This window comes from Streptomyces huasconensis (genome assembly GCF_021028635.1).
Classification (GTDB): domain Bacteria; phylum Actinomycetota; class Actinomycetes; order Streptomycetales; family Streptomycetaceae; genus Streptomyces; species Streptomyces huasconensis.
The window spans coordinates 1,630,001-1,653,643 of sequence record NZ_CP086119.1 but is presented as its reverse complement, the minus strand read 5'-3'; the positions used below and the strand labels follow the sequence as shown (position 1 = coordinate 1,653,643).

Annotated in this window: 24 protein-coding genes (1 of these 24 running past the window's edge); 16 read left to right on the top strand and 8 right to left on the bottom strand. The window is 70.4% G+C overall.

Translation table 11 applies throughout. The features are described from left to right. Positions 1 to 25: 25 nt before the first annotated feature. From J2N69_RS07410 to J2N69_RS07395, 4 genes are all read left to right on the top strand, one after another. Positions 26 to 2,182 carry an AIPR family protein gene (locus J2N69_RS07410; protein WP_230900018.1) on the top strand — a complete coding sequence of 719 codons (2,157 nt, stop codon included), beginning with the start codon at positions 26 to 28 and terminating at the stop codon, positions 2,180 to 2,182. Between the two features lie 519 nt (positions 2,183 to 2,701). Next, positions 2,702 to 3,421, top strand: a complete 720-nt coding sequence (gene fabG, locus J2N69_RS07405; protein WP_230900017.1) for a 3-oxoacyl-[acyl-carrier-protein] reductase — start codon at positions 2,702 to 2,704, stop codon at positions 3,419 to 3,421. Positions 3,422 to 3,425: 4 nt separating this feature from the next. After that, positions 3,426 to 4,187, top strand: coding sequence for an enoyl-ACP reductase FabI (gene fabI / locus J2N69_RS07400; protein ID WP_127910552.1), 762 nt, complete (start codon positions 3,426 to 3,428; stop codon positions 4,185 to 4,187). Positions 4,188 to 4,361: 174 nt separating this feature from the next. Further along, on the top strand, positions 4,362 to 4,721 hold the full coding sequence (locus tag J2N69_RS07395) for a hypothetical protein (RefSeq protein ID WP_230900016.1): 360 nt from the start codon (positions 4,362 to 4,364) through the stop codon (positions 4,719 to 4,721). Between the two features lie 9 nt (positions 4,722 to 4,730). Here the strand turns inward: J2N69_RS07395 and J2N69_RS07390 are convergent, their stop codons facing one another. Then, on the bottom strand, positions 4,731 to 5,408 hold the full coding sequence (locus tag J2N69_RS07390; RefSeq protein ID WP_230900015.1) for a FadR/GntR family transcriptional regulator: 678 nt from the start codon (positions 5,406 to 5,408) through the stop codon (positions 4,731 to 4,733). A 66-nt stretch (positions 5,409 to 5,474) separates the two neighbouring features. Between J2N69_RS07390 and J2N69_RS07385 the strand changes: the two genes are divergently transcribed. The 4 genes from J2N69_RS07385 (at position 5,475) to J2N69_RS07375 (ending at position 8,040) form a co-directional block, all read left to right on the top strand. Then, complete coding sequence (locus J2N69_RS07385; RefSeq protein ID WP_230900014.1) at positions 5,475 to 6,836, top strand: CynX/NimT family MFS transporter; 1,362 nt, start codon at positions 5,475 to 5,477, stop codon at positions 6,834 to 6,836. A gap of 43 nt (positions 6,837 to 6,879) precedes the next feature. After that, positions 6,880 to 6,996 (top strand): SGM_5486 family transporter-associated protein, encoded by a 117-nt coding sequence (locus J2N69_RS36405; protein ID WP_269075598.1) that lies wholly within the window; start codon positions 6,880 to 6,882, stop codon positions 6,994 to 6,996. Positions 6,997 to 7,217: 221 nt separating this feature from the next. Beyond that, the gene (locus J2N69_RS07380) at positions 7,218 to 7,433 is read left to right on the top strand and encodes a hypothetical protein (protein ID WP_230900013.1); all 216 of its coding nucleotides are present in this window, start codon (positions 7,218 to 7,220) and stop codon (positions 7,431 to 7,433) included. 88 nt (positions 7,434 to 7,521) lie between these two features. Then, positions 7,522 to 8,040 (top strand): SixA phosphatase family protein, encoded by a 519-nt coding sequence (locus J2N69_RS07375; RefSeq protein ID WP_230900012.1) that lies wholly within the window; start codon positions 7,522 to 7,524, stop codon positions 8,038 to 8,040. Between the two features lie 156 nt (positions 8,041 to 8,196). Here the strand turns inward: J2N69_RS07375 and serB are convergent, their stop codons facing one another. Continuing rightward, positions 8,197 to 9,411, bottom strand: coding sequence for a phosphoserine phosphatase SerB (gene serB / locus J2N69_RS07370; protein ID WP_127910547.1), 1,215 nt, complete (start codon positions 9,409 to 9,411; stop codon positions 8,197 to 8,199). Between the two features lie 96 nt (positions 9,412 to 9,507). Then, positions 9,508 to 11,652, bottom strand: coding sequence for a streptophobe family protein (locus J2N69_RS07365; protein ID WP_408056880.1), 2,145 nt, complete (start codon positions 11,650 to 11,652; stop codon positions 9,508 to 9,510). 443 nt (positions 11,653 to 12,095) lie between these two features. On the opposite strand from J2N69_RS07365, the gene J2N69_RS07360 reads away from it, so the two are divergent. After that, the gene (locus J2N69_RS07360) at positions 12,096 to 14,714 is read left to right on the top strand and encodes an ABC transporter ATP-binding protein/permease (RefSeq protein ID WP_230900010.1); all 2,619 of its coding nucleotides are present in this window, start codon (positions 12,096 to 12,098) and stop codon (positions 14,712 to 14,714) included. Between the two features lie 107 nt (positions 14,715 to 14,821). Here J2N69_RS07360 and J2N69_RS07355 read toward each other — a convergent pair whose 3' ends face one another. Next, positions 14,822 to 15,514 carry a transglycosylase SLT domain-containing protein gene (locus J2N69_RS07355; RefSeq protein WP_230900009.1) on the bottom strand — a complete coding sequence of 231 codons (693 nt, stop codon included), beginning with the start codon at positions 15,512 to 15,514 and terminating at the stop codon, positions 14,822 to 14,824. Between the two features lie 477 nt (positions 15,515 to 15,991). Between J2N69_RS07355 and J2N69_RS07350 the strand changes: the two genes are divergently transcribed. The 4 genes from J2N69_RS07350 to J2N69_RS07335 all read left to right on the top strand — a co-directional run bounded on the left by J2N69_RS07350 (position 15,992) and on the right by J2N69_RS07335 (position 18,571). Then, complete coding sequence (locus tag J2N69_RS07350) at positions 15,992 to 17,137, top strand: GAF domain-containing sensor histidine kinase (protein WP_230900008.1); 1,146 nt, start codon at positions 15,992 to 15,994, stop codon at positions 17,135 to 17,137. Positions 17,138 to 17,162: 25 nt separating this feature from the next. Next, positions 17,163 to 17,795, top strand: a complete 633-nt coding sequence (locus J2N69_RS07345; protein WP_230904622.1) for a response regulator — start codon at positions 17,163 to 17,165, stop codon at positions 17,793 to 17,795. A 214-nt stretch (positions 17,796 to 18,009) separates the two neighbouring features. Then, positions 18,010 to 18,255 carry a chaplin gene (locus J2N69_RS07340; RefSeq protein ID WP_230900007.1) on the top strand — a complete coding sequence of 82 codons (246 nt, stop codon included), beginning with the start codon at positions 18,010 to 18,012 and terminating at the stop codon, positions 18,253 to 18,255. Between the two features lie 67 nt (positions 18,256 to 18,322). Continuing rightward, on the top strand, positions 18,323 to 18,571 hold the full coding sequence (locus J2N69_RS07335) for a chaplin (RefSeq protein ID WP_230900006.1): 249 nt from the start codon (positions 18,323 to 18,325) through the stop codon (positions 18,569 to 18,571). A 221-nt stretch (positions 18,572 to 18,792) separates the two neighbouring features. On the opposite strand, the gene J2N69_RS07330 is transcribed toward J2N69_RS07335, so the two are convergent. After that, on the bottom strand, positions 18,793 to 19,575 hold the full coding sequence (locus J2N69_RS07330) for a hypothetical protein (protein WP_230900005.1): 783 nt from the start codon (positions 19,573 to 19,575) through the stop codon (positions 18,793 to 18,795). A gap of 121 nt (positions 19,576 to 19,696) precedes the next feature. On the opposite strand from J2N69_RS07330, the gene J2N69_RS07325 reads away from it, so the two are divergent. The 3 genes from J2N69_RS07325 to J2N69_RS07315 all read left to right on the top strand — a co-directional run bounded on the left by J2N69_RS07325 (position 19,697) and on the right by J2N69_RS07315 (position 22,100). Continuing rightward, positions 19,697 to 20,494 (top strand): ABC transporter ATP-binding protein, encoded by a 798-nt coding sequence (locus tag J2N69_RS07325; protein WP_127912971.1) that lies wholly within the window; start codon positions 19,697 to 19,699, stop codon positions 20,492 to 20,494. 101 nt (positions 20,495 to 20,595) lie between these two features. Next, complete coding sequence (locus J2N69_RS07320; protein WP_230900004.1) at positions 20,596 to 21,033, top strand: NfeD family protein; 438 nt, start codon at positions 20,596 to 20,598, stop codon at positions 21,031 to 21,033. 131 nt (positions 21,034 to 21,164) lie between these two features. Further along, a complete protein-coding gene (locus J2N69_RS07315; RefSeq protein WP_127912969.1) occupies positions 21,165 to 22,100 on the top strand; it encodes an SPFH domain-containing protein in 936 nt (311 codons plus the stop codon). A gap of 106 nt (positions 22,101 to 22,206) precedes the next feature. On the opposite strand, the gene J2N69_RS07310 is transcribed toward J2N69_RS07315, so the two are convergent. The 3 genes from J2N69_RS07310 to J2N69_RS07300 all read right to left on the bottom strand — a co-directional run. Then, positions 22,207 to 22,725 carry an HNH endonuclease gene (locus J2N69_RS07310; protein WP_230900003.1) on the bottom strand — a complete coding sequence of 173 codons (519 nt, stop codon included), beginning with the start codon at positions 22,723 to 22,725 and terminating at the stop codon, positions 22,207 to 22,209. 172 nt (positions 22,726 to 22,897) lie between these two features. After that, complete coding sequence (locus tag J2N69_RS07305) at positions 22,898 to 23,437, bottom strand: YbhB/YbcL family Raf kinase inhibitor-like protein (RefSeq protein ID WP_230900002.1); 540 nt, start codon at positions 23,435 to 23,437, stop codon at positions 22,898 to 22,900. A 44-nt stretch (positions 23,438 to 23,481) separates the two neighbouring features. After that, positions 23,482 to 23,643 carry the 3' end of a sporulation protein gene (locus tag J2N69_RS07300; protein ID WP_230900001.1) on the bottom strand. The gene runs 621 nt beyond the window's last position, so only the last 162 of its 783 coding nucleotides appear in the window; the start codon falls outside the window, past its right edge; it ends in the stop codon at positions 23,482 to 23,484.

Genomic DNA, 23,643 nt, shown 5'->3' with positions numbered 1-23,643 from the left:
TCGTAGCCAGCCTGACAGGAAGATCATGAACGCGACTCCCCAGCACCCCGTCATCCCCGCCCCGGTCCGTCAGACTCAGCGTGCCTTCGACGAGACGTACACCGGCCTCATCGACGTGAGCGACTTCGGTAATCGGCCGCCGGAGAAGACCAAGCCCGCATTCCGCTCGCGTGCTCTGGCGGCGCATGCAGTGCGCATCATGACGGGTTGGGCCCCCGAGCAGGCAGCCGACTGCGTCATCGACGGCGGCCAGGACCAGGGAATCGATGCCATCGCCATCGACGAGGAGGCGGCCCACATCTACCTCGTGCAGGCCAAGTGGAGCCCGGAGGGGACGGCAAAGGCGGACGAGACCGCGGTGCACAAGCTCTTCGCGGGGTTGACCCTCATCGACTCCGGGGAGGCCGCCCAGTTCAACCCTCGCGGTCAGATACTCGCCAAGCGGGCACACGACCTGATCGGCGAGAAGACCACCCGGATCACGCAAGTGATCGCCCTCATGGGGACCAAGCCGCCTTCACCTGGTGTGCAGCAGGTCATCAAGAATGGTGAGGCGGAGTTCAACTCCCACGGTGACTACGTCGACCATCGGTTTCTGCACGCTCCGGATATTCATGCCCTGGTACTGAAGGACCAGCGAAGCGAACCTGTCATGCTGGAAGCCACGCTCCGTCCCTGGTTCAGCGTGACCTCGCCGTACCTCTCCTACGAGGGTGTCGTGCAGGCGGAAGAGGTCGCGAGTTGGGCCGAGCACGGTAACGAGCTGTTCGTCCGCAACATCCGCAACCCGCTGGGGCTGACCCCCATCAACAAGGAACTGGTGGACACCCTCACCGGCGAGCCGTCCCACTTCTGGTACTTCAACAACGGGGTCACGATCCTGTGCGACTCCGTGGAAGCAGTGCCCGGATCGCAGAAGTTCCCCGAGCGCCACCCCATCCGCCTCACTGCCCACGGCGCCAGCGTGGTGAACGGCGCCCAAACCGTCCGCTCTGTCATCGACGCCGCGCAGCAGGCCGAGGAAGCCGGACTCGCCCAGGTCACCGTCCGTTTCATCGTCACCGGCGCAGACACCGACTTCGCCAACCGCACCACCCAGGCCACCAACAGGCAGAACCACATCACCGAGCGCGACCGCATCGCCCTCGACCCCGTTCAGGCGGTGCTCATCGAGGATTTCCGCGCTGAGCTCGGGCTCGTGTACAGCGTGCGCCGCAGCGAACTCGAACCGCAGGATGACGAGGGTTGCTCGGTGGTCGAAGCCGCGTGCGCGCTCGCTTGTGCCCACACGGGCAGTCGGTTCGCAGCCCGGCTCGTCGCCTCCGGCTCCACCGACGTGCTGTGGGAACGAGGTAGCAGCGGTATCTACGACCCTCTCTTTCGCTCCGTGCCCAGCGTGTACGAGACATGGAACGCCGTGAATGTCCTACGTGCGGTGCGTACGGCTCTACGCACGGAACGCGAACAGTACGCGGGGCGTGCGGCCGCCGTCATCGACGACGGCACGTTTCTCATCACCCACCTGGTGTTTCGGCAGTTGCTTGCACAGGACGCCGGCATGGGTGAGCCGGACCAGTCACTTGCGTGGGCGGCCGCAGCCCGGGGGCAGGTGCCCGAACTGGTCAAGCGCACCGTCCCGATGCTTGTGCAGGCCCTGGACGACGAGGTGGGAACCCGTTCCAGCCTGCAGCGTGTATGCGCCGACTCCGGCCAGGCAGCCGACCTCGTGTCCGCGGTCCTGACAGCTCTCGAAGGCGGTGGAACCGAGGACGCCGCCGCGAAGTACCGGCGCCAAGACAACAAGCCGCGCAAGCGCCGTAGGCCCAACGCGGTGCATGTCATCGTCGACAGTGGCGCCCTGGACGAAGGGGCGCCCCTGCATCTGGCTCTGTACGTACAGCCGGAAAAGGATGCGCTGGCCGCTTGGCTCGATGCGAACCCACGCCGGGCGCTCGCGAAGTGGACCAATACAAACCGGACCCGTCCGATCATCTGGGCCGCCGACGGCGTCGCCTATTCGCCCAGCGGTCTCATCGCACGGATGTGGGAGCTGGCCGAGTGGGAAGGGCGCCCCGTCTCGAACCAGGGCACCGCCCGCTGGGCCACGCGGGACGGAGAGACGCTTGCCGATCTGGCGTGGCGGCTCCTCGACGGTATGGACGAGGAGAAAGGCGCCGAGTAGAGGGCCGGGTGCTACGGCGGTTCTCGGACCGTGACGCGAACCCCTCTTTTGTGGCTACAGGGAATGCTGTGCGGGCACACCCGAGGGGGGCGCGTACTACTGCCCGACGCGGGGCCGGTCGTTCAGATGTCGGCCCCGTAGCCGCAGAAGCCTTCGGCACTCCTGACGCCGCTCGCCATATATGCGGGCGTGGCCGAATCACGAGACTTCCTGTCCGTACGGCCGGGCCCTTCCCGCACTCACCGCCCGACCTGGACTGTACGGTCTCGGTAATTCTTCTCACCGCGGAGGTCCGGGCCTGGCAGCCAGAGTCCCGGCGACTCTCCGGTGCCCCGCTGCCCGCCTGCGGGGCTGGGCCGATCAGCGCACGCACGTGGCGTGGCGGGATGACGAGAGGCTGTCGACTGTAGAGACCCCACAGCCAGTCCTCTGCGTCACTGTCGGTCGTCGATTCTCCGTATCGCGGAAGGTACCGATAGGTTTTCGAGGTACCAGACCGCTTATCGAAAGGGTGATCCGTTGAGCCGCTCGGTTCTCGTCACCGGAGGAAACCGGGGCATCGGCCTCGCCATCGCCCGCACCTTCGCCGACGCCGGCGACAAGGTCGCGATCACCTACCGCTCGGGCGAGCCGCCGAAGGACCTCACCGACGCCGGGGTCCTCGCCGTCAAGTGCGACATCACCGACGCCGAGCAGGTGGAGCAGGCCTACAAGGAGATCGAGGAGAAGCACGGGAACGTCGAGGTCCTGGTCGCCAACGCGGGCATCACCAAGGACCAGCTCCTGATGCGCATGTCCGAGGAGGACTTCACGTCCGTCCTCGACACCAACCTCACCGGAACCTTCCGCGTCGTCAAGCGCGCCAACCGCGGCATGCTGCGGGCCAGGAAGGGCCGCGTCGTCCTCATCTCCTCGGTCGTGGGCCTGATGGGCGGTCCGGGACAGGCCAACTACGCCGCTTCCAAGGCGGGCCTGGTCGGCTTCGCGCGCTCCCTCGCCCGCGAGCTCGGGTCGCGCAACCTCACCTTCAACGTCGTCGCGCCCGGTTTTGTCGACACCGACATGACCAAGGTGCTGACGGACGAGCAGCGTGCGGGCATCGTCTCCCAGGTGCCGCTCGGCCGTTACGCGCAGCCGGAGGAGATCGCCGCCGCGGTCAAGTTCCTCGCGTCCGACGACGCCTCGTACATCACTGGAGCCGTCATCCCCGTTGACGGCGGATTGGGCATGGGTCACTGATCACATGAGCGGAATTCTCGACGGCAAGCGCATCCTCATCACCGGTGTGCTGATGGAGTCCTCCATCGCCTTCCACGCGGCCAAGGTCGCCCAGGAGCAGGGCGCGGAGGTCATCCTGACCGCCTTCCCGCGGCCCACCCTCACCGAGCGCATCGCCAAGAAGCTCCCCAAGCCCGCCAAGGTCATCGAGCTGGACGTGACCAACCAGGAGCACCTGGACCGCCTCGCGGGTCTGGTCAAGGACGAGCTGGGCGGCCTGGACGGCGTCGTCCACTCCATCGGCTTCGCCCCGCAGGGCGCCTTCAACTTCCTGGAGGCCACCTTCGAGGACGTCTCCACGGCGATGCACGTCTCGGCGTACTCCCTGAAGTCGCTTACGATGGCCTGCCGCCCGCTGTTCGAGGACGGCGCCTCGGTCGTCGGTCTCACCTTCGACGCGCAGTACGCGTGGCCGAAGTACGACTGGATGGGCCCGGCCAAGGCCGCCCTGGAGGCCACCAGCCGCTACCTCGCCCGCGACCTGGGCAAGGAGAACATCCGCTGCAACCTCATCTCCGCGGGCCCGATCGGCTCCATGGCGGCCAAGTCGATCCCCGGCTTCGCCGACCTCGCGGACGTCTGGAACAGCCGTTCACCGCTGGAGTGGGACATGGCCGACCCGGAGCCCGCGGGCCGCGGCATCGTCGCCCTGCTCTCGGACTTCTTCCCGAAGACCACCGGCGAGATCATCCACGTCGACGGCGGCGTGCACATGATGGGCGCCTGACCGGACGATCCCGCCCTGACCAGGGCTTGACCGTCCTGACCAGGGCTTGACCGTCCTGACCAGGGCTTGCGTACGAAGGTGACGCCCCGTTCCCCGCAGTGCGCGGGGGACGGGGTGTCACCCGTTCGGCCCACCGGCCGGGCGGCGGCCGGGGAGGGCCGCGCACCCTGAAGTGTGCGTCTTACCGGTGCGGTGCTCGCCGCTCTCGCCCTGCTGGTCGCCGTACCCACGGGTGCCGCGTCCCTCGGCGACACCGGCCCCGACCGCCACGCGCGCGTGGGGGAGCCGGCCGGGCGCGAGCCCCGGCCCTTCGGCGCGGAGTGCCGCACCCGGGTCCACGGCTCCGCGGTCATCGCGTACTGCCACAACCCGTACCCCGAGACCGACCGGGTGCGCCTGCACGTCGAGTGCGACCGGTGGTGGGACCTCGACGTCGACAGCGCGCCGGTCGAGGCGGGGCCCGCGCAGACCGTGCGGCTCGCGGGACGGTGCTGGAAAGAGGTCCGCGCGGCCTGGGTCAGCCACCAGAAATGAGCCTCAGCCCTAGGTGAGCCGTTCCGGTCGGCACATGAAGGGGTAGCTCGCCGCCTCCGCCGCGGCGGCCTCCCTGTCCCGCGCGCGGATCGCGTCGACCAGGCGGGCGTGGTCCATGTGGGCCTCGGGGCTCAGGTCCCCGCCGATGTCCTCGCGCAGCCAGTCCCGCAGGACCTCGCCGAGGTCGGCGTAGAGCGCCGTCATGACGTCGTTGTGGGACGCGGCCACCACGGCCATGTGGAAGGTCGCGTCCGCCGTCACGAAGTCCTCCGCGTCCCCCGCCGCCCAGGCCTGCTCGCGGCGCGCGAGCAGGCCGTCGAGCTGCTTGAGGTCGCGTTCGGTGCGGCGCTCGGCGGCGAGCCGCGCGGCGCTCGACTCCAGCGTGCTGCGCAGCTCGGCGATGTGCCGCGGGTCGGCGTCGGCGAACCTGCGGTGCATCACGCCCGCCAGCTCGCTCGTCGCGACGACGAAGGTGCCGGAGCCCTGCCGGATGTCGAGCAGGCCGTTGTGGGCGAGGGCGCGAACGGCCTCCCTGACGGTGTTCCTGGCCACACCCAGCTGTTCGACCAGCTCCGGCTCGGTGGGGATGCGGGAGCCGACCGGCCACTCGCCCGAGGAGATCTGGTTGCGCAGCTCGGCGATGACCTGTTCGGAGAGCGCCGAACGGCGAGGAGTGGTCAGCGGCATGACGTTCCTTCGTGCGTACCGAAAGAGAGTGGACAGCCAATCATCCCATGATTCTATGATGGGTCCATGGCTAGCGAGGAAACCACGACGATGAGCCCGGCGACGAGCCCGGCGAGCCCGACGGCGACACCTGCCCCGCATGCGGGGCCTTCTGCTCCGGGGCCTTCTACGGGGTCGCCGGAGAAACACGCCCCCACGCGCGCGTGGGCGACGCGGCTGGTCGTCGTCGGCATCGTCCTCGCGGCCCTCAACCTCCGTCCCGCCATCACCAGCCTCGGCGCCCTCCTCGAAGAGGTGCGCGACGGCCTCGGCATGAGCGGCACCCTCGCCGGACTCCTCACCTCCGTGCCGCCGCTGTGCTTCGCGGTCTTCGGCGTGATGGCGCCCCGGTTCGCCCGCCGCTTCGGCCCCAGCGCGGTGGTCTGCGTCGGCATGGCCGCCATCGCCGCGGGCCTGGTCATACGTCCCTTCATCGGGGGCACGGCCGGCTTCCTCGCCGCCACCGCGCTCGCCCTCATGGGCATCGCGGTCAGCAACGTCCTGATGCCGGTCATCGTCAAGCGCTGGTTCCCCGACCGGGTCGGCTCCATGACCGGCCTGTACTCGATGGCCCTCGCCCTCGGCACCTCCCTCGCCGCGGCCCTCACGGTCCCGATGACCGACGCGCTGGGCGGCCGCTGGCAGACCGGCCTCGCCGTCTGGGCGGTGCTCGCCGTCGTCGCCGTCGTGCCGTGGATTCCGCTCGTCCGTGACCGGAGCGCGGCCTCCGCCGCCCCCGAGCACGTCAGCGCCACCGTCCGGCACGAAGACGCGGAACTGCGCATCACCCGCAGTCGCACCGCCTGGGCGCTCGCCGTCTTCTTCGGGCTCCAGGCCACGGCCGCGTACATCACCATGGGCTGGATGCCGCAGATCTTCCGGGACGCGGGCGTTCCCGCGGGCGAGGCGGGCGTGCTGCTCGCCGTCACGATGGCCATGGGCGTCCCGCTTGCCTTCGTCATCCCCAGGGTCGCCACGCGTCTGACCAACCAGGGCCCCGTCGTCCTCGTCCTCGGCCTCTGCGGCCTCTCCGGGTACGCGGGCCTCTACCTCGCCCCCGCGGGCGGCGCGTGGGTCTGGGCGCTGCTGCTCGGCGTCTCCAACTGCGCCTTCCCGCTCGCCCTCACCATGGTCGGCATGCGGGCCAAGAGCAGCGTGGGCGTGGCCAAGCTCTCCGCCTTCGCGCAGAGCACCGGTTATCTGATCTCGATCCCCGGGCCCCTCCTGGTGGGCGTCCTCTACCAGCACAGCGGTGGCTGGGGCCTGCCGATCGCGCTGATGGCGGGCCTGATGGTGCCGCAGATCATCGTCGGCACCCTCGCGGGCCGCAACCGCACGGTCGAGGACGAGGTGGCGGCCAAAGCGGCCGGAGCGGCCGGGACGGCCTGACCCCGAAGGCGGGGGTGCGGGGCAGGGGTGCGAGACTGGCGGCATGCCCGTCCTTGACCCGAACCCCCAGAACGGCCAGAAGAAGCTGCTCATCGTGCTCGGCTCGATGCTGGCCATCACCGTGATCATCGGCATCGTCGCCTCCATCGCCTCCCCGTGAGCCGCCTCCCCGCGAGCTGACTTCCGCAGCGGCCCGAGCGGGCTCCGGGAGGGCACCGAACGGGCGGATGGTGGGGTTAGCACCCCCATCCCCTAGGGGGTCAGTCTCAGGGTCAAGTGGGTGGATCACCGGATGGGCCAAGGGCCGCCGATCGCCTAGTTTCGAGATGTGCCCGCGACGCGGCGGGCACCGGCCACTCGAAGAGACGACACGGAGGCGGCATGTCGGTCCGTACGCACACCCGGCGCGACCCCGCGGAGTCGGGCAGCGTCGACATCCAGCTCCCGTGGTGGGCGATCGCCCTGCCCGCCGTCGCCTTCGCGGCCCTGCTCCTGCTGATCCTCAACCCCGCGGACGCGCACGCCGCGAGCAGCGAGCCCGCCGTCACCCACCTCATCGAGCACATACAGGCCCTGATCTCGCGCAGGACCCCGTGAGGCCGGCTGGACGGAAGGCATCATCCATGCTGGGTGACCGCGTCAACTACCCGCGCCCTGTGGCGCGTTTCATGCGAAGCTGGGGTGCATGAGCGTCGCAGAACCCCGCAGGATTGTCCTCTTCCGGCATGCGAAGGCCGACTGGCCGCAGGTCTCCGACCACGAACGGCCGCTCGCCGACCGCGGCCGCAGGGACGCCCCCGTCGCCGGACGCAAGCTGGCCGACAGCGGCATCCCCTTCGACCTGGCCCTCTGCTCGACCGCGGTCCGCACCCGCGAGACCTGGAAGCTCGCCGTCCAGGAGCTGCCGCAGCGGCCGAAGACGGTCTACGAGGAGAGGTTGTACGAAGCCTCCCCCGGCGAGCTGATCGCCGTGCTCAACGAAACCCCGGACGACGTGCAGAACGTCGTCCTGATCGGCCACAACCCCGGCATCCAGGGCCTGACCGACGTGCTCGCGGGAGACGCCGAGGGCGACGCCCGGGAGCGGCTGAACCGCCGCGGCTTCCCGACCGCGACCTTCTCCGTCCTGACGTACTCCGGCTCGTGGAAGGCGCTCGAACCCGGCGTGGCCACCCTCGTCGACTACTGGGCGCCCTCCGAGTAACCCTCCACCGTCCCTCCTTCCTCGTACGCGGACGGGGCCCCGCACCACGAAGGTGCGGGGCCCCGTCTGTGCGTGCCGGGCAGCGGAGGGAGCGTGGGGCGGCCGTCAGGCCATGGGGAGGGCGACCGTCGATCCGACGGCCCGCATCCGCGAACCTCAGTCCAAGTGGGTGTCCGCGGCCTCGACCTCTTCCCGGGTGATCCCGAGGAGATAGAGGACGGTGTCCAGGAAGGGCACGTTCACCGCGGTGTGCGCGGCCTCACGGACCACCGGCTTGGCGTTGAAGGCGACACCGAGCCCCGCCGCGTTGAGCATGTCGAGGTCGTTCGCGCCGTCGCCGATCGCGACGGTCTGCTCCAGCGGGACCCCCGCCTCCTTGGCGAAACGGCGCAGCAGCCGGGCCTTGCCCGCCCGGTCGACGATCTCGCCGGTCACCTTGCCGGTGAGCTTGCCGTCGACGATCTCCAGCGTGTTGGCCTGGGCGAAGTCGAGGCCGAGACGTTCCTTCAGATCGTCGGTCACCTGGGTGAAACCACCCGAGACGACGCCCACTTGGTAGCCGAGACGCTTGAGGGTGCGGATGAGGGTGCGGGCCCCCGGGGTCAGCCGGACCTCGGAGCGGACCTTGTCGACGACCGACGCGTCGAGACCCGCGAGCAACTCCACGCGCGCGTGGAGCGACTGCTCGAAGTCCAGCTCACCGCGCATCGCGGCCGCCGTCACCTCGGCGACCTCGGCCTCGCAGCCGGCGTGCGCGGCGAAGAGCTCGATGACCTCGTCCTGGATGAGCGTCGAGTCGACGTCCATCACCACCAGGCGCTGCGCACGGCGGTGCAGCCCCGCCGCGACGACCGCGACGTCCACGCCGAGCCGCGCGGCCTCTATGGCGAGGGCGGTGCGCAGCGGCTCGGTCTCGGTGCCGGACACCGCGAACTCGACGGCGGTGACCGGGTACTTGGCGAGCCGGAAGATGCGGTCGATGTTGCCGCCGGTGGCCGTTATACGGGCGGCGATCGCGGCCGTCGACTCCGAGGTGAGCGGGTGACCGAGCACGGTCACGAGCGAGCGGCCGAGGCCGCGGGGCCGGTTGTCGCCGATGCCCGAGATGATCTCGGCCTGCATCTTCATGGACTCCGCCCAGCTGTGGACGGTGGCGCGCAGATCACCCTCCAGACCGGCGGGCGGCTCGGTCACGAGCGCGCACAGGACTATCCGGCCGCGGGTGACGACCTGCTCGATGTCGACGACATCGACGGAGTAGGCGGCGAGGGTGTCGAAGAGGCCGGCGGTCAGGCCGGGGCGGTCCTTGCCGAAGATCTTGACGAGGAGCGTCGGGACGTCGGCCGGCTGAGGGGGCTGCGAAGCACTCATGGTGATCCCTACGGTATCCGCCCCCTCCACACCTCCGCCCGACTGGTCCGCGTGCCGGACACCGCGCGGACCGGCCCCGTTGCCCGTAGGCGTGAGTCAGCGTGGTCCCGGTGGCTTCTTCGGGGGTGGTGTCCGCGGGGGCGGTGGGGGAGGCGGTGGCGGGGGAGGCCAGTCAACGGGCCGGGGGCGCTTCGGCTGCGGCCGGGGCGGGGGTACGAGGGGCCCGGCGACGGTCGGGGCATCGGATACGTCGCGCGGCGGCCACAGGTAAGGGTTGGTGTCCGGGTTCGGCGGGCGGTGCGGAGTACCGGGGCGGTAGGGGCCCGCGCCGTATGGCCCGGCTTCGGGGCCGCCCGGCTTGTTCGTATCGTTGGGGCTGGGGCTGGGGCTGGGGCTGGGGCTGGGGCCGGAGCCGGGGCCTGAGCCCGCGCCGGGGTCGAAGCCCGAGCCCGCGCCGGGACCTGAGCCGAAGCCGTGGCCGGGGCCAGGGCCTGAGTCGGGGTCGAAGCCCGAGCCGGGGCCTGAGCCGTGGCCTGAGTCGGGGTCGAAGCCTGAGCCAGATCCGAAGCCTGAGCCCGATCCGTGGCCTGAGCCGAAGCCCGAGCCGGAGCCGGGGCCTGAGCCGTGGCCGGAGCCCGAGCCCGAGCCCGAGCCGTGGCCGGGGTCGAAGCCCGAGCCCGAGCCCGCGCCGAAGCCTGAGCCGGAGCCTGGGCCGAAGCCCGAGCCGGAGCCGAAACCCGAGCCCGAGCCGGAGCCGAAGCCCGAGCCCGAGCCGTGGCCCGAGCCGAGTCCCGAGCCAGGGCCGCCCCCCGTACCGGCACCCCACGCCTTGGCCGACCGCCCCACGCCCACGTCACCCGAGGCCAACGCCGCAGCCCGCCCCCCGGCCACCCCCGCGACGTACGCGAGCAAGGCCCCCGCCGCTCCCGCCGCGCACCCCCACGCCGCCCCGAGCAGCGCCGCCGCCCCCAGGTGGCCGTGCAGCTCGATGCCCGCGTCGAACGCGTCGATGCCGAACACGGTCAGGGAGGCGTCGGCGGACACCCCGGTCAGCCACACCAGCAGCGGAAGCCCGGCCGCGGTCACGGCCCCGAGCCGCACCCCGCAGCGCCCGGCGAGCACCAGGGCCCCCGGCGTGGGCACCGAAGCCCCCCTGGCCAGCGGAGTCCGTACCGCCGCCAGCACCCCCGCGAACAGCATCACCAGAGCCGCTGCCACCCCCAACAGCCATACGCTGCCGTCGAGTTCGGCGAGGCGCCCCAAGGTGAGCGCCCGCTCGGAGCTGCCCGACAGCAGGTCGTCCACTGGTTCCGGCAAGAATCGCGTGAGGACGCCCGTCGCCCTGCCGTCCCACGGCACGAAGAGGCCCACCGGGACGCCGAGCCACACGCCGTTCGGCGCCCCGAGCAGCGCGGCTCCCGCGATCCGCCGGGGATGGGCGTCGCCGATCATCGCGCACGCCGCCGCGGCGAACCCCGCGGCGACCGCGACCAACGCCACCGTGACCAGCGCGGAAGCCGCTGGCCGCACCGCCCGGTGCAGCCCGGTGAGGCCACGCGGCAGCGGAGTTCGACGCGACGCGAGCAACGCGATGAGCAGGACGCCGGCCACCCACACCGCCCCGCCGAGCAGCGTCGGCGCGGCGTCGACGGTGAACCCGACGGAGGCCTTCGCCTGCGCCAGGTCCCCGAGCCGGTCGGGCAGAAGCCCGCCGATGCTCCCGATATCCCCGATATCCCCGATATCCCCGACATCCCCGAGGCCATCGCGCAGCTTGTCACCGACCCCACCAGGCAGCCGGTCCAGCCCTTCCCCGATCCCTTCCCCGATCCCTTCCCCGGTCCCATCCCCGATCCCCGCATCGATGCCGAGCCGCTCGCCGTCGATCGTGACGACGTCGTGACCCGCCCGGACGAGCCCCGCGAGCATCGCCAGGAACAGCACGATCACCGTGCCGGCGCGCGCGACGAGTTCCGCGGGGCTGATCACGGACCCCGCCGCACGCACGGACCGCAGGAAGAAGTGGGCGAGGAGCAGCGCGCCGACCAGCCCCACGCCCAGTGGCGCGATATCGATGCCCGTGGCCACCTCGGCCCCGTCCAGGCCGAACGCCGATACGTCACCGGACGGGGTGACCGAGCCTCCCGCGCCGAGCGCCACCGTCGCGGCCGTCATCGGCCCGAGAGAGCCCAAGGAGTCCGCGCCGAGCAGGTGCAGCCCCAGTGCGGCCGTCCCCGCCATGCCGACCAGCGCCCAGCTCACCGCGGCGATCGCACACAGCAGTACGTCGCCCCACCGCACGCCCGGCCGCACGCCTGACCATGCGCCCGACGGAGAGCCCCGGCCTTCGCCCCTGCCCGCACCGGCCTCCATAAGACCCCCGAACCGCAGTGCGCCGCCCCTTTGTCACGCTGCTCGCGCTCCATACGAAACATGAGTTTCACGCATCTCATGCGCATAAGGGCCACGATGGGCGCTTACTACTCTCCAGGGCGATTTCTTCTCCGTCAACGGTTCCGTAAACGATTCCTCGGCGAGGCAACCGCACAGGCCCGTACCCAGTCTTCACAAGGCCCGACTTTCGGTCAGAGGCCTCCTCCTGAAATAGTTCCTCCCGATGTTCGACATCCCTAGACTCCCCATCGACGGGGGCTAGCTCGGGGGACAACTCAGTGGGGCATGGAGTGCCGGAACTCGTACTGGAATTGAATGGAAGGACCTGGACGCTTGACGCGTCCAGGCCATACACCCTCGGACGTGATCCGCAGGGAGATATCGCGCTCGACGACGCCAGGGTGTCCTGGCGTCACGCCACGATCAGCTGGAGCGGGCGCAGTTGGGTCATTGAGGACCACGGCAGTACCAACGGCACGTTTGTGCAGGGCCAGCGCATCCATCAGATGGAGATCGGCCCCGGTTCGGCCGTACACCTCGGCAACGCGACCGACGGCCCGCGGCTGAACCTCTCCGGCGCCGCCGCCGGCGCGCCCGCGGCCATGTCCGCGCCGCAGCAGCACGCCCAGCAGCAGGCCGCGCCGCAGCAGCACGCGCCCCAGCAGCAGGCCCCGTACCAGCCGCAACAGCAGAACTGGCAGCAGCCACAGCACCACCAGCAGCAAGCCCAACAGCAGGCCCAGCACCACCAGCAGGCCCAGCAGGCTCAGCAAGCCCAACAGCACCACCAGCCGCCCCAGCAGCCCCACGTACCGCAGCAGCAGGGCGGCCCCGCCGAGCAGTACGTACAGAAGACCCCCGGTTCCGGCGGCGCCGCGGGGGCCCCGCCGGTCTACGGCGATCGCAGCCCGACGACGTTCCACCAGCTGGCGCTCGGTCGCAAGATGCGCATCGGCCGCGCCCTGGAGAACGAACTGGTCGTCTCGGACCTCCAGGTCTCGCGGCACCACGCCGAGTTCACGGCGACGCCCGACGGCCGCTTCGAGATCCACGACCTCGGGTCGCACAACGGCACGTACGTCAACGGCCAGCCGATCGCGAAGTCCTCGACGGTCCTGATCGGCCCGAACGACATCGTCAGCGTCGGCCACTCGACGTTCCGCCTGGTCGGCGGGCAGCTCGAGGAGTTCGTCGACACCGGTGACGTCTCCTTCTCGGCCCGCCACCTCACGGTCACGGTCGACGGCGGCAAGCAGATCCTCAAGGACGTCTCCTTCGGCGTCCCGGAGAAGTCGCTCATCGCGGTCATCGGCCCCTCCGGTTCCGGCAAGTCCACCCTGCTCAAGGCGCTCACCGGCTACCGGCCCGCCAACCAGGGCGACGTCCTCTACGACAACCGGAACCTCTACAAGCAGTTCGCCGAGCTGCGCCAGCGCATCGGTCTGGTCCCGCAGGACGACATCCTGCACAAGGAGCTGACCGTCAAGAAGGCCCTCAAGTACGCGGCCAAGCTCCGCTTCCCGGCCGACACCACGGAGACCGAGCGCGAGGCCCGTATCGACGAGGTGCTGCGCGAGCTGAAGCTGGACATCCACAAGGAGAAGAAGGTCACCTCCCTCTCCGGTGGCCAGCGCAAGCGCGTGTCGGTCGCCCTGGAGCTGCTGACCAAGCCCTCGCTGATCTTCCTGGACGAGCCGACCTCCGGCCTCGACCCGGGCATGGACCGCGACGTCATGCAGCTCCTGCGCGGCCTCGCCGACGACGGCCGCACGGTCCTCGTCGTCACGCACTCGGTCGCCGAGCTGGCGATCTGCGACAAGCTCCTGGTGATGGCGCCCGGCGGCTCGGTGGCGTACTTCGGCCCGCCGGAGGAAGCGCTGAACTTCTTCGGCTACAGCACCTGGGCCGACGTCTTCTCCGCCTTCGAGAACTACCGCGACTACGACTGGGCGGGCCGCTGGAAGGGCTCGCAGCACTACCAGATGTACGCCGCGGACATCGACGCCGTCGCCGCCCAGTCCGTACAGATGCCGCCCCCGCAGGCGGTGAGGCCGCCCAAGCCGCAGGGCTGGGGCTCGCAGCTGTGGACCCTGATCCGCCGCTACACCTCGGTGATCGCCTCCGACAAGGGCTTCCTGGGTCTGATGGTGATCCTGCCGGCGGTCCTCGGCATCGTCAGCGTCGTCATCCCGGCCGACTTCGGCCTCGCCCCGCCCAAGCCGCCGTCCAAGTTCAACGGCGACGCCGGAACGATCATGCTGATCCTCGCGGTCGGCATGTGCTTCTCCGGCGCGGCCAACTCCGTACGTGAGCTGATCAAGGAACGGGTCATCTACGAACGGGAGCGCGCCACCGGCCTCTCCCGCTCGGCGTACCTGATGTCGAAGGTCATCGTCCTCGGCGTCATCACGGCCTTCCAGGGCGTGATCATCTGCGCCATCGGCTTCGCCCCGCGCGAGCTGCCGGAAGAGGGCCTGATCATGCCCCCGGCCGTGGAGATCTGCCTGACGATCATCGCGCTCGGCTTCACCTCGATGATGTTCGGCCTGGTCATCTCCTCGCTGGTGAAGACCGCCGAGAAGACCATGCCGCTCCTGGTCATGTTCGCGATCGTCCAGGTCGTCTTCACCGGCGTCCTCTTCCAGGTCTACGGCTCGCCCGGCCTGGAGCAGTTCGCCTGGCTGATGCCGTCGCGCTGGGCCATCGCGGGCGCGGGCTCGACGCTCGACCTCGCGCACCTGATGCCGCCGTGGGACGCGAAGAACCCGACCGACCTGGACCCGCTGTGGGAGCACTCGGCCGGGCAGTGGGGCATCAACATCACGGTTCTGCTCGCGCTCGGCATCATCTGCGGCTTCGCGGTCGCCCGCCTGCTGCGCCGGCACGAGCCGGAGGTCATGCGCAAGTAAGCAGGCCTGTACGTACGAGAAGGGCGGCACCCCGCACGGGGTGCCGCCCTTCGGCGTCTGCGGACCGAGTCTTCGGCTGAAGAGGTCCAGTGATCAGGCGATCAAGGTCAGTAGGCGCCGTTCACGTTGTCCATCGAGCCGTACCGGTCGGCGGCGTAGTTGGCCGCGGCCGTGATGTTGGCGACCGGGTCGTAGATGTTCGTCGAGGTGCCCTCGACGTGGTACGCGTCGAACGTCGGCTTGATGACCTGGAGCAGGCCGATCGAGGGGGTGCCGTTGATCGCGTTGATGTCCCAGCCGTTGATGGCGTTCGGGTTGCCCGAGGACTCACGCAGGATGTTGCGGTGCAGACCCTCGTACGAACCGGGGATGCCCTTGGCCTTCATGATGTCCAGGGACTGGCGAATCCAGCCGTCGAGGTTGTTCGCGTAGACGGGCTTGCGGGCGGCGGCGCGGCTCGCGGCCTCCTTGGCCTTGCGCTCGTCCTCGGCCTTCTTCTTCGCGGCGGCCTCGTCGGCGGCCTTCTTGTCGGCGGCGGCCTTGGCGGCGGCGTCCTTCGCCTGCTTGTCGGCGTTCGTCTGCTGCTTGGAGACACCGGCGTGCACCGCCTGCTGCGCCTGGGAGGACGTGGCGAAGGCGACGGGGGAGACGTCGGCGGCCTGCGCGTCGGCCTCGGGGCTGCCCGGTACGAGCGAGAAGGCGAGGGCGGCGGCGCCGAGCGTGGCGACCCCGGCGATCGAGAACTTCTGGGTCTTGGTCAGGTTGTTGCGACTATGACCAGGAGCGGTGTACTGGGACATGCGAAAGGGACCTCTTCAAGTAGCGGAGGTCGCCCTGGGCCGGTGGGGGACAGTTGCTTACCCGACACAAACGCCGCGGTCCGAGAACCGCGGCGCCGAGCGACGAGAGCAATTCTTAGCGGCCGCAAAAATCTGTGGCAAAGCAGTGACGTACGATCCCGGGTAGTGGATCAGGGGGTGGGCGGACACCCGATAACGGCCCGCATCCCGCGTACGCAAAGGGAACCCTCATCCACTAGGAGACCTCGTACGTGACGCGTGTCCTATGCGCGGGCTCACATCAGGCACGTAACAGTCTCACCAGTAGTTGCCGGAGCAATGCGCTCAGTGAGACTTCCGAAACTCCTGACGGCTCACCGCCTGCCCCACGCGCGCGGGCCGCACACCTGCCCCTCCTCGGACCTAGGGCCCGCGGCCTAGGCGGGGGCCGCCACAGGTCGGATACGCACTGTCACACCCCGCCGGTACGGTGAGGCCATGAGTCAAGGACCCCGATCCGGCCTGAACGCGGTGAGTGCCGCGCTGCTCGCCATGAGCAGGCATCTGGAGGTGCGCGACGTCCTCAAGACGATCGTCGCCTCCGCCCGCGACCTGCTCGACGCCGAGTACGCCGCGCTGGGGGTCCCCGACGACCACGGCGGCTTCGCGCAGTTCGTCGTCGACGGCGTGAGCGAGGAGCAGTGGAAGGCCATCGGCCCGCTCCCCAGACAGCACGGCATCCTCGCCGCGATGCTCCAGAAGGCCGAGCCCGAGCGCCTGGCGGACGTCCGGGAGGACCCCCGCTTCGAGGGCTGGCCCTCCGCCCACCCCGACATGTCCGACTTCCTCGGCCTCCCCATCCGCTACGGCGACGAGACGCTCGGCGCGCTCTTCCTCGCCAACAAGCGCTGCCCCAAGCCCCAGGGCGGCTGCGGCTTCACCGCGGACGACGAGGAACTGCTCTCCATCCTCGCCCAGCACGCCGCGATCGCCCTCACCAACGCCCGGCTGTACGAGCGCAGCCGCGAGCTGACCATCGCCGAGGAGCGCTCCCGCCTGGCCCACGAGCTGCACGACGCCGTCAGCCAGAAGCTCTTCTCGCTGCGCCTCACCGCGCAGGCGGCCGCCGCCCTGGTGGACCGCGACCCCTCCCGCGCCAAGGGCGAGCTGCAACAGGTCGCCGCACTCGCCGCTGAGGCCGCCGACGAACTGCGCGCCGCGGTCGTCGAGCTGCGCCCCGCTGCCCTGGACGAGGACGGCCTGGTCGCCACCTTGCGTACGCACATCCAGGTGCTGCACCGCGCGCACTCCGCCGACGTCACCTTCGAGAGCAACGGCGTACGGGCACTGCCGGCCTCCCAGGAGGAAGCCATGCTCCGGGTCGCCCAGGAAGCCCTGCACAACGCCCTGCGGCACTCCGGCGCCGGACGGGTCGAGGTGCTCCTCGACAAGCGGGGCGCCGGCGCCGTCCTGCGCGTTGCCGACAACGGCACGGGCTTCGACCCGAAGGCGATACGGCGCGCGGGGCGCCACCTGGGCCTGGTCTCCATGCGGGACCGGGCGAGCGGGGTCGGCGGACGGCTGACCGTGGAATCGGCGCCCGGCAAGGGCACGACGATCGAGATGGAGGTCCCCGGTGGCTGACGCGGTGCGCAAGGCGAAGAACGGGATGATCCGGGTCCTGCTGGTCGACGACCACCAGGTGGTGCGCCGCGGTCTGCGGACGTTCCTGGAGATCCAGGACGACATCGAGGTCGTCGGCGAGGCCTCCGACGGTGCGGAAGGGGTCGCGCGGACGGAGGAGCTGAAGCCTGACGTCGTCCTGATGGACGTCAAGATGCCCGGCATGGACGGCGTCGAGGCCCTGCGCAAGCTCCGCGAACTGGCCAACCCCGCGCGCGTGCTCATCGTCACCAGCTTCACCGAGCAGCGCACAGTGGTCCCGGCCCTGCGCGCGGGCGCCGCGGGGTACGTGTACAAGGACGTCGATCCCGACGCCCTCGCCGGCGCCATCCGCTCCGTGCACGCGGGCCACGTCCTGCTCCAGCCCGAGGTGGCGGGCGCCCTGCTCTCCCAGGAGGAGGCCAACGGCAGCCAGGGCAGGGGCGGTTCGCTGACGGAGCGCGAGCGGGAGGTCCTCGGACTGATCGCCGACGGCCGCTCGAACCGCGAGATCGCCCGCGCCCTCGTCCTCTCCGAAAAGACCGTGAAGACACACGTCTCGAACATCCTGATGAAACTGGACCTGGCCGACCGCACCCAGGCAGCGCTCTGGGCCGTACGGCACGGTGTGGCCGGCTGACGGGCCGCCCGGCCGATCAGTTGATCGCGCAGCTCGCCGAGTGAGGGGCAGCGGGTCGGAGTCATCCCGGACCGTCACGTTCCTGGCTGGTTCCGGGCTGAGATTCATACCGTCGTGTAGATGTCCCCCGTTCGGCGCAACCCCCGGGGTGCCCGGCCGTTCTCCAGTGCGTGCTGCGGCGCCCGGCCGCAGCTTCGTTCAGGAGGACCCCGAAGTGAAGAACCTGAAGAAAGCCGCCGCCGTCACGATGATGGCCGGCGGCCTGGTCACGGCCGGTGCCGGCATGGCCTCCGCGCACGGTGGCGCCCACGCCCACGGCGTGGCCGGCAACTCCCCGGGCGTCGTCTCCGGCAACCTCGTCCAGGTACCGGTCCACGTCCCGGTGAACGACTGCGGAAACTCCGTCACGGTCATCGGCGCCCTGAACCCCACGTTCGGGAACGTCTGCGAGAACCGCTGACCGCGCGCCCACGCACCCTTCGGCCCCGCCGACAGGGCCGTCCACGCCAGCAGGAGGAGTACGTCCCATGACCAGCATCGCCAAGAAGGCCGCCCTGGCCGTCGTGACCGCCGGACTCGCCGCGGGTGCCTCCGCCGGAGTGGCCTCCGCCGCCGCGAGCGCCGAGGCGAACGGCGTGGCCGGGAACTCCCCGGGCGTCGGCTCCGGCAACCTCGCCCACGTCCCGGCTCAGGTCCCGGTCAACGCCACGGGCAACAGCGCCAATGTGGTCGGCGCGCTCAACCCCACCTTCGGCGACGCCTCGGCCAACCACTGAGGCACCCCCCGGACCACCGAAGGCCCCCGGCCACCGAAGGCCCCGCGGAACCCCTGACCCGCGGGGCCTTCCCATGCGTCCGCACACGGCCCCCGCGCGGCCACAGCCACCGGATGGGCCGCCCCCGGGCCACGGGCTCCCGCCTCCTCCCGGCAACCGCCCACGCTCCGACCAGGCCCGCCAGCACCACCAGCCCGCCCCGATGCCGCCCCCGGCGCCCCTCAACCCCGCTCGCGCTCCTCCACGTACGCGTTGTAGGCAGCCACCTGCGCCCGCCTGGCCGTCCGCTCGACCGGCCGCAGCGCCTGCCCCCGCGCGGCCATCTCCGAGGCGCTCACGGCCCCGCCATGGCCGTTCTCGTACGCCAGCGAGATCAGCAGGCCGACCCGCTGCGCCAGCTCCAACACCCGTACCGCACGCGGCGGATAACCGGGAGCGAGCACCTCCCGCCCGGCCTCCGCCCGTGCCCGGTACGCGTCGAGCGCGGCCTCCGCGACCGGCCCCGACCCCGCGACGTCGAGCCGCGACAGGACCCGCGTCGCGTCCCGCAGCGCCTCCGCCAGCTCACGCTCCGCCTCGCCGAGCGAGGGCACATCGGCCGGCGGCGCCTCACGTACCGGCAGGCAGTGCCAGAGGACCTCCACATGCACATCGCCCTCGGGCCCCGCCTCGTACACCTCGGGCACGAGCCCGTACGGGGCGCCGAACCCGACGACGGCCTCCTCCGCCTCCAGGGCGCGCGCGTTGAACTCGGGCGGCCCGCTCAGCCCGAGCGGATGCCCCGGCGCGGGCAGCGCCACCCGCAGGCCCGTCACCCCGAGCGTCCGCAGTCGGCCCATCGCGAGCGTCAGACCGACGGGCCCCGACTCCCCGGGAAGCCCTTCGACCCGGTGCACCGCGTCGTCACCGACCATCGCGAGCACAGCGTCATCCGGAGATACAAAACCGGCCAAAAGGGCGTTTCCCCATGCGGCCAACCGTCCTGAACGTGGTTCCGAGAGCATGCACACACCCTAAGGACCGGCCTCGCGACAGGAACGTCCGACCGGTGGCGTAGGTTTTATCCGGGGGCCGCGTCCACCGGCGCGAGCGACGACCGAGACTGCAATGGGAGACAGCGCGCTCATGAGCGATGTACTGGAGCTTGAGGACGTATCTGTGGTCCGCGAGGGCCGGGCTCTGGTGGACCAGGTCTCCTGGTCGGTCAAGGAAGGGGAGCGCTGGGTCATCCTCGGCCCGAACGGCGCCGGCAAGACCACCCTCCTCAACATCGCGTCCAGCTACCTCTTCCCGAGCACCGGCTCCGCCACCATCCTCGGCGAGACCCTCGGCAAGCCCGGCACCGACGTCTTCGATCTCCGCCCCCGCATCGGCGTCGCCGGCATGGCCATGGCGGACAAGCTCCCCAAGCGCCAGACCGTCCTCCAGACGGTCCTCACCGCCGCGTACGGCATGACCGCCGGCTGGCGCGAGAACTACGAGGACGTCGACGAGCAGCGCGCCCGCGCCTTCCTCGACCGCCTCGGCATGAGCGACTACCTCGACCGCAGGTTCGGCACCCTCTCCGAGGGCGAGCGCAAGCGCACCCTGATCGCCCGCGCCCTGATGACCGACCCCGAACTGCTGCTCCTCGACGAGCCCGCCGCGGGCCTCGACCTCGGCGGCCGCGAAGACCTCGTACGCCGCCTCGGCCGCCTCGCCCGCGACCCCATCGCCCCTTCGATGATCATGGTTACGCACCACGTCGAGGAGATCGCCCCCGGCTTCACGCACGTCCTGATGATCCGTCAGGGCAAGGTCCTCGCCGCGGGCCCGCTGGAGCTCGAACTCACCTCCCGCAACCTCTCCCTCTGCTTCGGCCTCCCGCTCGTCGTCGAACAGCGGGGCGACCGCTGGACCGCCACGGGCCTGCCGCTGTCCTGAGGTCTCTTGGGGCCTCCCGCAGGTCGACCGAGGTCTCCTGAGGGGCGTGCCCCCACCCCGCCTGATCGCGCCCTGTCCCGAAAGGGACGCGCGGTCCTACCATGGCCCCCGTGGACATCGACGCATGGGTGTGGTGGCTCATCGGAGCCGCCGCACTCGGAATCCCGCTCGTACTGACCGCCATGCCGGAGCTGGGCATGCTCGCCGTGGGGGCCGTCGCGGCCTCCGTGGCCGCCGCCCTCGGCGCGGGCACCGTCCTCCAGGTCGTGGTCTTCGCCCTGGTCTCGGTCGCGCTCATCGCCGTCGTACGCCCCATCGCGGCCCGGCACCGAGCGCAACGGCCCGAACTGACCACCGGAGTAGAGGCGTTGAAGGGCAAGTCGGCCGTCGTCGTCGAACGCGTCGACGGCTCCGGCGGCCGCATCAAGCTCGCCGGGGAGATCTGGTCGGCGCGTTCGCTCGACGGCGACCTCGCCTACGAGACAGGCCAACAGGTGGATGTCGTGGAGATCGACGGAGCGACGGCCATCGTCATGTGAATGCGCCACGGGCCGTGCGGCGGTCTGACAGACTCGACCAGCAAGATCTTTGAGATCGCGGGTCCGCGCAGTTCCGCAGGCTTGAGATCCCACGGACAATCGCCGAGGCATGAAGGGTACGGGGAGTCACGATGCAACCCATCATCATCGTCCTGATCATTCTGGTGGTGCTGGTCTTCATCGCCCTGATCAAGACCATCCAGGTCATCCCACAGGCCAGCGCCGCCATCGTCGAGCGCTTCGGCCGCTACACGCGGACGTTGAACGCCGGACTGAACATCGTCGTCCCGTTCATCGACTCGATCCGCAACCGCATCGACCTCCGCGAACAGGTCGTCCCCTTCCCGCCCCAGCCGGTGATCACCCAGGACAACCTGGTGGTCAACATCGACACGGTCATCTACTACCAGGTCACCGACGCGAGGGCCGCGACCTACGAAGTCGCCAGCTACATCCAGGCGATCGAGCAGCTCACCGTCACCACCCTGCGCAACATCATCGGTGGCATGGACCTGGAGCGGACCCTGACCTCCCGCGAGGAGATCAACGCGGCCCTGCGCGGCGTCCTCGACGAGGCCACCGGCAAGTGGGGCATCCGCGTCAACCGCGTGGAGCTGAAGGCGATCGAGCCGCCGACCTCCATCCAGGACTCGATGGAGAAGCAGATGCGCGCCGACCGCGACAAGCGCGCCGCGATCCTCCAGGCCGAAGGTGTCCGCCAGTCGGAGATCCTGCGCGCCGAGGGCGAGAAGCAGTCCGCGATCCTGCGCGCCGAAGGTGAGGCCAAGGCCGCCGCCCTGCGCGCCGAGGGCGAGGCCCAGGCGATCCGTACGGTCTTCGAGTCCATCCACGCCGGCGACCCGGACCAGAAGCTCCTCTCCTACCAGTACCTCCAGATGCTCCCGAAGATCGCCGAGGGCGACGCGAACAAGCTCTGGATCGTGCCCAGCGAGATCGGCGACGCCCTCAAGGGCCTCGGCGGCGCGCTCGGCAACTTCGGCCCCATGGGCGGCGGTTCGGTCCCCGCCCAGGCCAAGGAGCGCCGCGAACAGCCGCCGATCGACTGACGCGGGAAACTCCGCCGATGCGGGAAACGCCGACACGAGAAACCCCGCGCCCCGAGCAAGGGGCGCGGGGAGCGGGGCGCAAGGAGCGAGGAGCGGTACGAAGCGCCTACGCCGCGGGGGCGGGCGCGGGCTGCCCCAACCAGCCCGGCAGCGAGGCCAGTTCATTCCGGCCCAACGACAGGAGCATCGCGTCCGCCGGCGTCGGCTCGAACGGCTGCCGCAGCAACGGCATCCCGGCCTCCTCGGGCGTCCGGTTCGCCTTGCGGTGATTGTCCGGCGCACACGAAGCCACCGTGTTGAGCCAGGAGTCGGCACCGCCCTGCGACCGCGGCACCACGTGGTCCACCGTCGTCGCACGCCTGCCGCAGTACGCGCACCGGTGCTGGTCCCGGACCAGGACTCCCCGCCTCGACCACGGGGCCTGTCTTCGGAACGGCACCCGGACATATCTGCAGAGCCTGATCACCCGTGGCACCGGGATCTCGACCGCCGCGGCGCGCACACGGAGTCCGGGATGGGCCTGCTCCACCACCGCCTTGTCCTGGAGCACCAGAACGACGGCTCGGTTGAGCGTCACCGTCGAGAGCGGCTCGAAGCTCGCGTTCAGCACCAGCGTGTCCCGCATCAACCTGCCCACCTCCCGTATGCACCGGCCCACCCCCTGGCGGACTGGGATCAACTCTGGCCGGGCACGCCGAGATGGACAACGCAATAAAAAATGCCCGTCCCTGATCACTTCCATGACCAGAGACGGGCAAACAACGGGTGAACGCTCGGTGCACGACCGAGCCGGACCCTCAGCCCTCGTCGGGGGCGGCGTACTCACCGATGAGCTGCGCACGCGCGAGCGTGTGGAACCGCAGATTGAAGCCGACGACCGCGGGCGTGGCGTCCGAGTCAGGACCCAGCTTCTCCTGGTCCACCGCGTACACGGTGAACACATAGCGGTGCGCCGGGTCGCCGGGCGGCGGCGCGGCACCGCCGAACTCCTTCGCCCCGTAGTCGTTGCGCACCTGCACCGCGCCCTCGGGCAGCCCCTCGAACTTGCCGCTGCCCGCACCCGCCGGCAGCTCGGTGACCGAGGCCGGGATGTCGAAGACCGTCCAGTGCCAGAACCCGCTGCCCGTAGGGGCGTCCGGGTCGAAGCACGTCACGGCGAAGCTCTTGGTCTCGGGCGGAAAGCCCTCCCACCGCAGCTGCGGCGAGGTGTTCCCGCCCGACTGGACCTGAGCGTCCTTAAGGACCGTCCCCGGCTCGACGTCCTCACTCACGACCGTGAACGACGGCACGGGCGGGTGGAAGTCATGGGGAAGCGGCGGCCTCTTCGGCTCGGTCACGTGAGCACCTCCTGGTCGATTGCTGTGCGTCCGAGCCTAGAACCCTAGAACCAGTTGCGCTTGCTGCCGACCTGCGACAGCCACTCGTTGAGGTACGCCGACCAGTCCGTGCCCTGGAAGTCGTTCAGCCCCACCTTGAAGGACCGGAACGAGTCACTGCCCTCGCTGAACATCCCCGGCTTCTTGTCCATCTCCAGGACGACGTC

What these genes read in the sequence shown, in the direction of transcription:
- J2N69_RS07410 (WP_230900018.1), top strand. Translation starts at nt 26, where the DNA reads ATGAACGCGACTCCCCAGCACCCCGTCATCCCCGCCCCGGTCCGTCAG.
- fabI (WP_127910552.1), top strand. Translation starts at nt 3,426, where the DNA reads ATGAGCGGAATTCTCGACGGCAAGCGCATCCTCATCACCGGTGTGCTG.
- J2N69_RS07390 (WP_230900015.1), bottom strand. Translation starts at nt 5,408, where the DNA reads ATGCCGCTGACCACTCCTCGCCGTTCGGCGCTCTCCGAACAGGTCATC.
- J2N69_RS07385 (WP_230900014.1), top strand. Translation starts at nt 5,475, where the DNA reads ATGGCTAGCGAGGAAACCACGACGATGAGCCCGGCGACGAGCCCGGCG.
- J2N69_RS36405 (WP_269075598.1), top strand. Translation starts at nt 6,880, where the DNA reads ATGCCCGTCCTTGACCCGAACCCCCAGAACGGCCAGAAGAAGCTGCTC.
- J2N69_RS07380 (WP_230900013.1), top strand. Translation starts at nt 7,218, where the DNA reads ATGTCGGTCCGTACGCACACCCGGCGCGACCCCGCGGAGTCGGGCAGC.
- J2N69_RS07375 (WP_230900012.1), top strand. Translation starts at nt 7,522, where the DNA reads ATGAGCGTCGCAGAACCCCGCAGGATTGTCCTCTTCCGGCATGCGAAG.
- serB (WP_127910547.1), bottom strand. Translation starts at nt 9,411, where the DNA reads ATGAGTGCTTCGCAGCCCCCTCAGCCGGCCGACGTCCCGACGCTCCTC.
- J2N69_RS07365 (WP_408056880.1), bottom strand. Translation starts at nt 11,652, where the DNA reads ATGGCGGGGACGGCCGCACTGGGGCTGCACCTGCTCGGCGCGGACTCC.
- J2N69_RS07355 (WP_230900009.1), bottom strand. Translation starts at nt 15,514, where the DNA reads ATGTCCCAGTACACCGCTCCTGGTCATAGTCGCAACAACCTGACCAAG.
- J2N69_RS07350 (WP_230900008.1), top strand. Translation starts at nt 15,992, where the DNA reads ATGAGTCAAGGACCCCGATCCGGCCTGAACGCGGTGAGTGCCGCGCTG.
- J2N69_RS07345 (WP_230904622.1), top strand. Translation starts at nt 17,163, where the DNA reads ATGATCCGGGTCCTGCTGGTCGACGACCACCAGGTGGTGCGCCGCGGT.
- J2N69_RS07335 (WP_230900006.1), top strand. Translation starts at nt 18,323, where the DNA reads ATGACCAGCATCGCCAAGAAGGCCGCCCTGGCCGTCGTGACCGCCGGA.
- J2N69_RS07330 (WP_230900005.1), bottom strand. Translation starts at nt 19,575, where the DNA reads ATGCTCTCGGAACCACGTTCAGGACGGTTGGCCGCATGGGGAAACGCC.
- J2N69_RS07325 (WP_127912971.1), top strand. Translation starts at nt 19,697, where the DNA reads ATGAGCGATGTACTGGAGCTTGAGGACGTATCTGTGGTCCGCGAGGGC.
- J2N69_RS07320 (WP_230900004.1), top strand. Translation starts at nt 20,596, where the DNA reads ATGGCCCCCGTGGACATCGACGCATGGGTGTGGTGGCTCATCGGAGCC.
- J2N69_RS07315 (WP_127912969.1), top strand. Translation starts at nt 21,165, where the DNA reads ATGCAACCCATCATCATCGTCCTGATCATTCTGGTGGTGCTGGTCTTC.
- J2N69_RS07310 (WP_230900003.1), bottom strand. Translation starts at nt 22,725, where the DNA reads ATGCGGGACACGCTGGTGCTGAACGCGAGCTTCGAGCCGCTCTCGACG.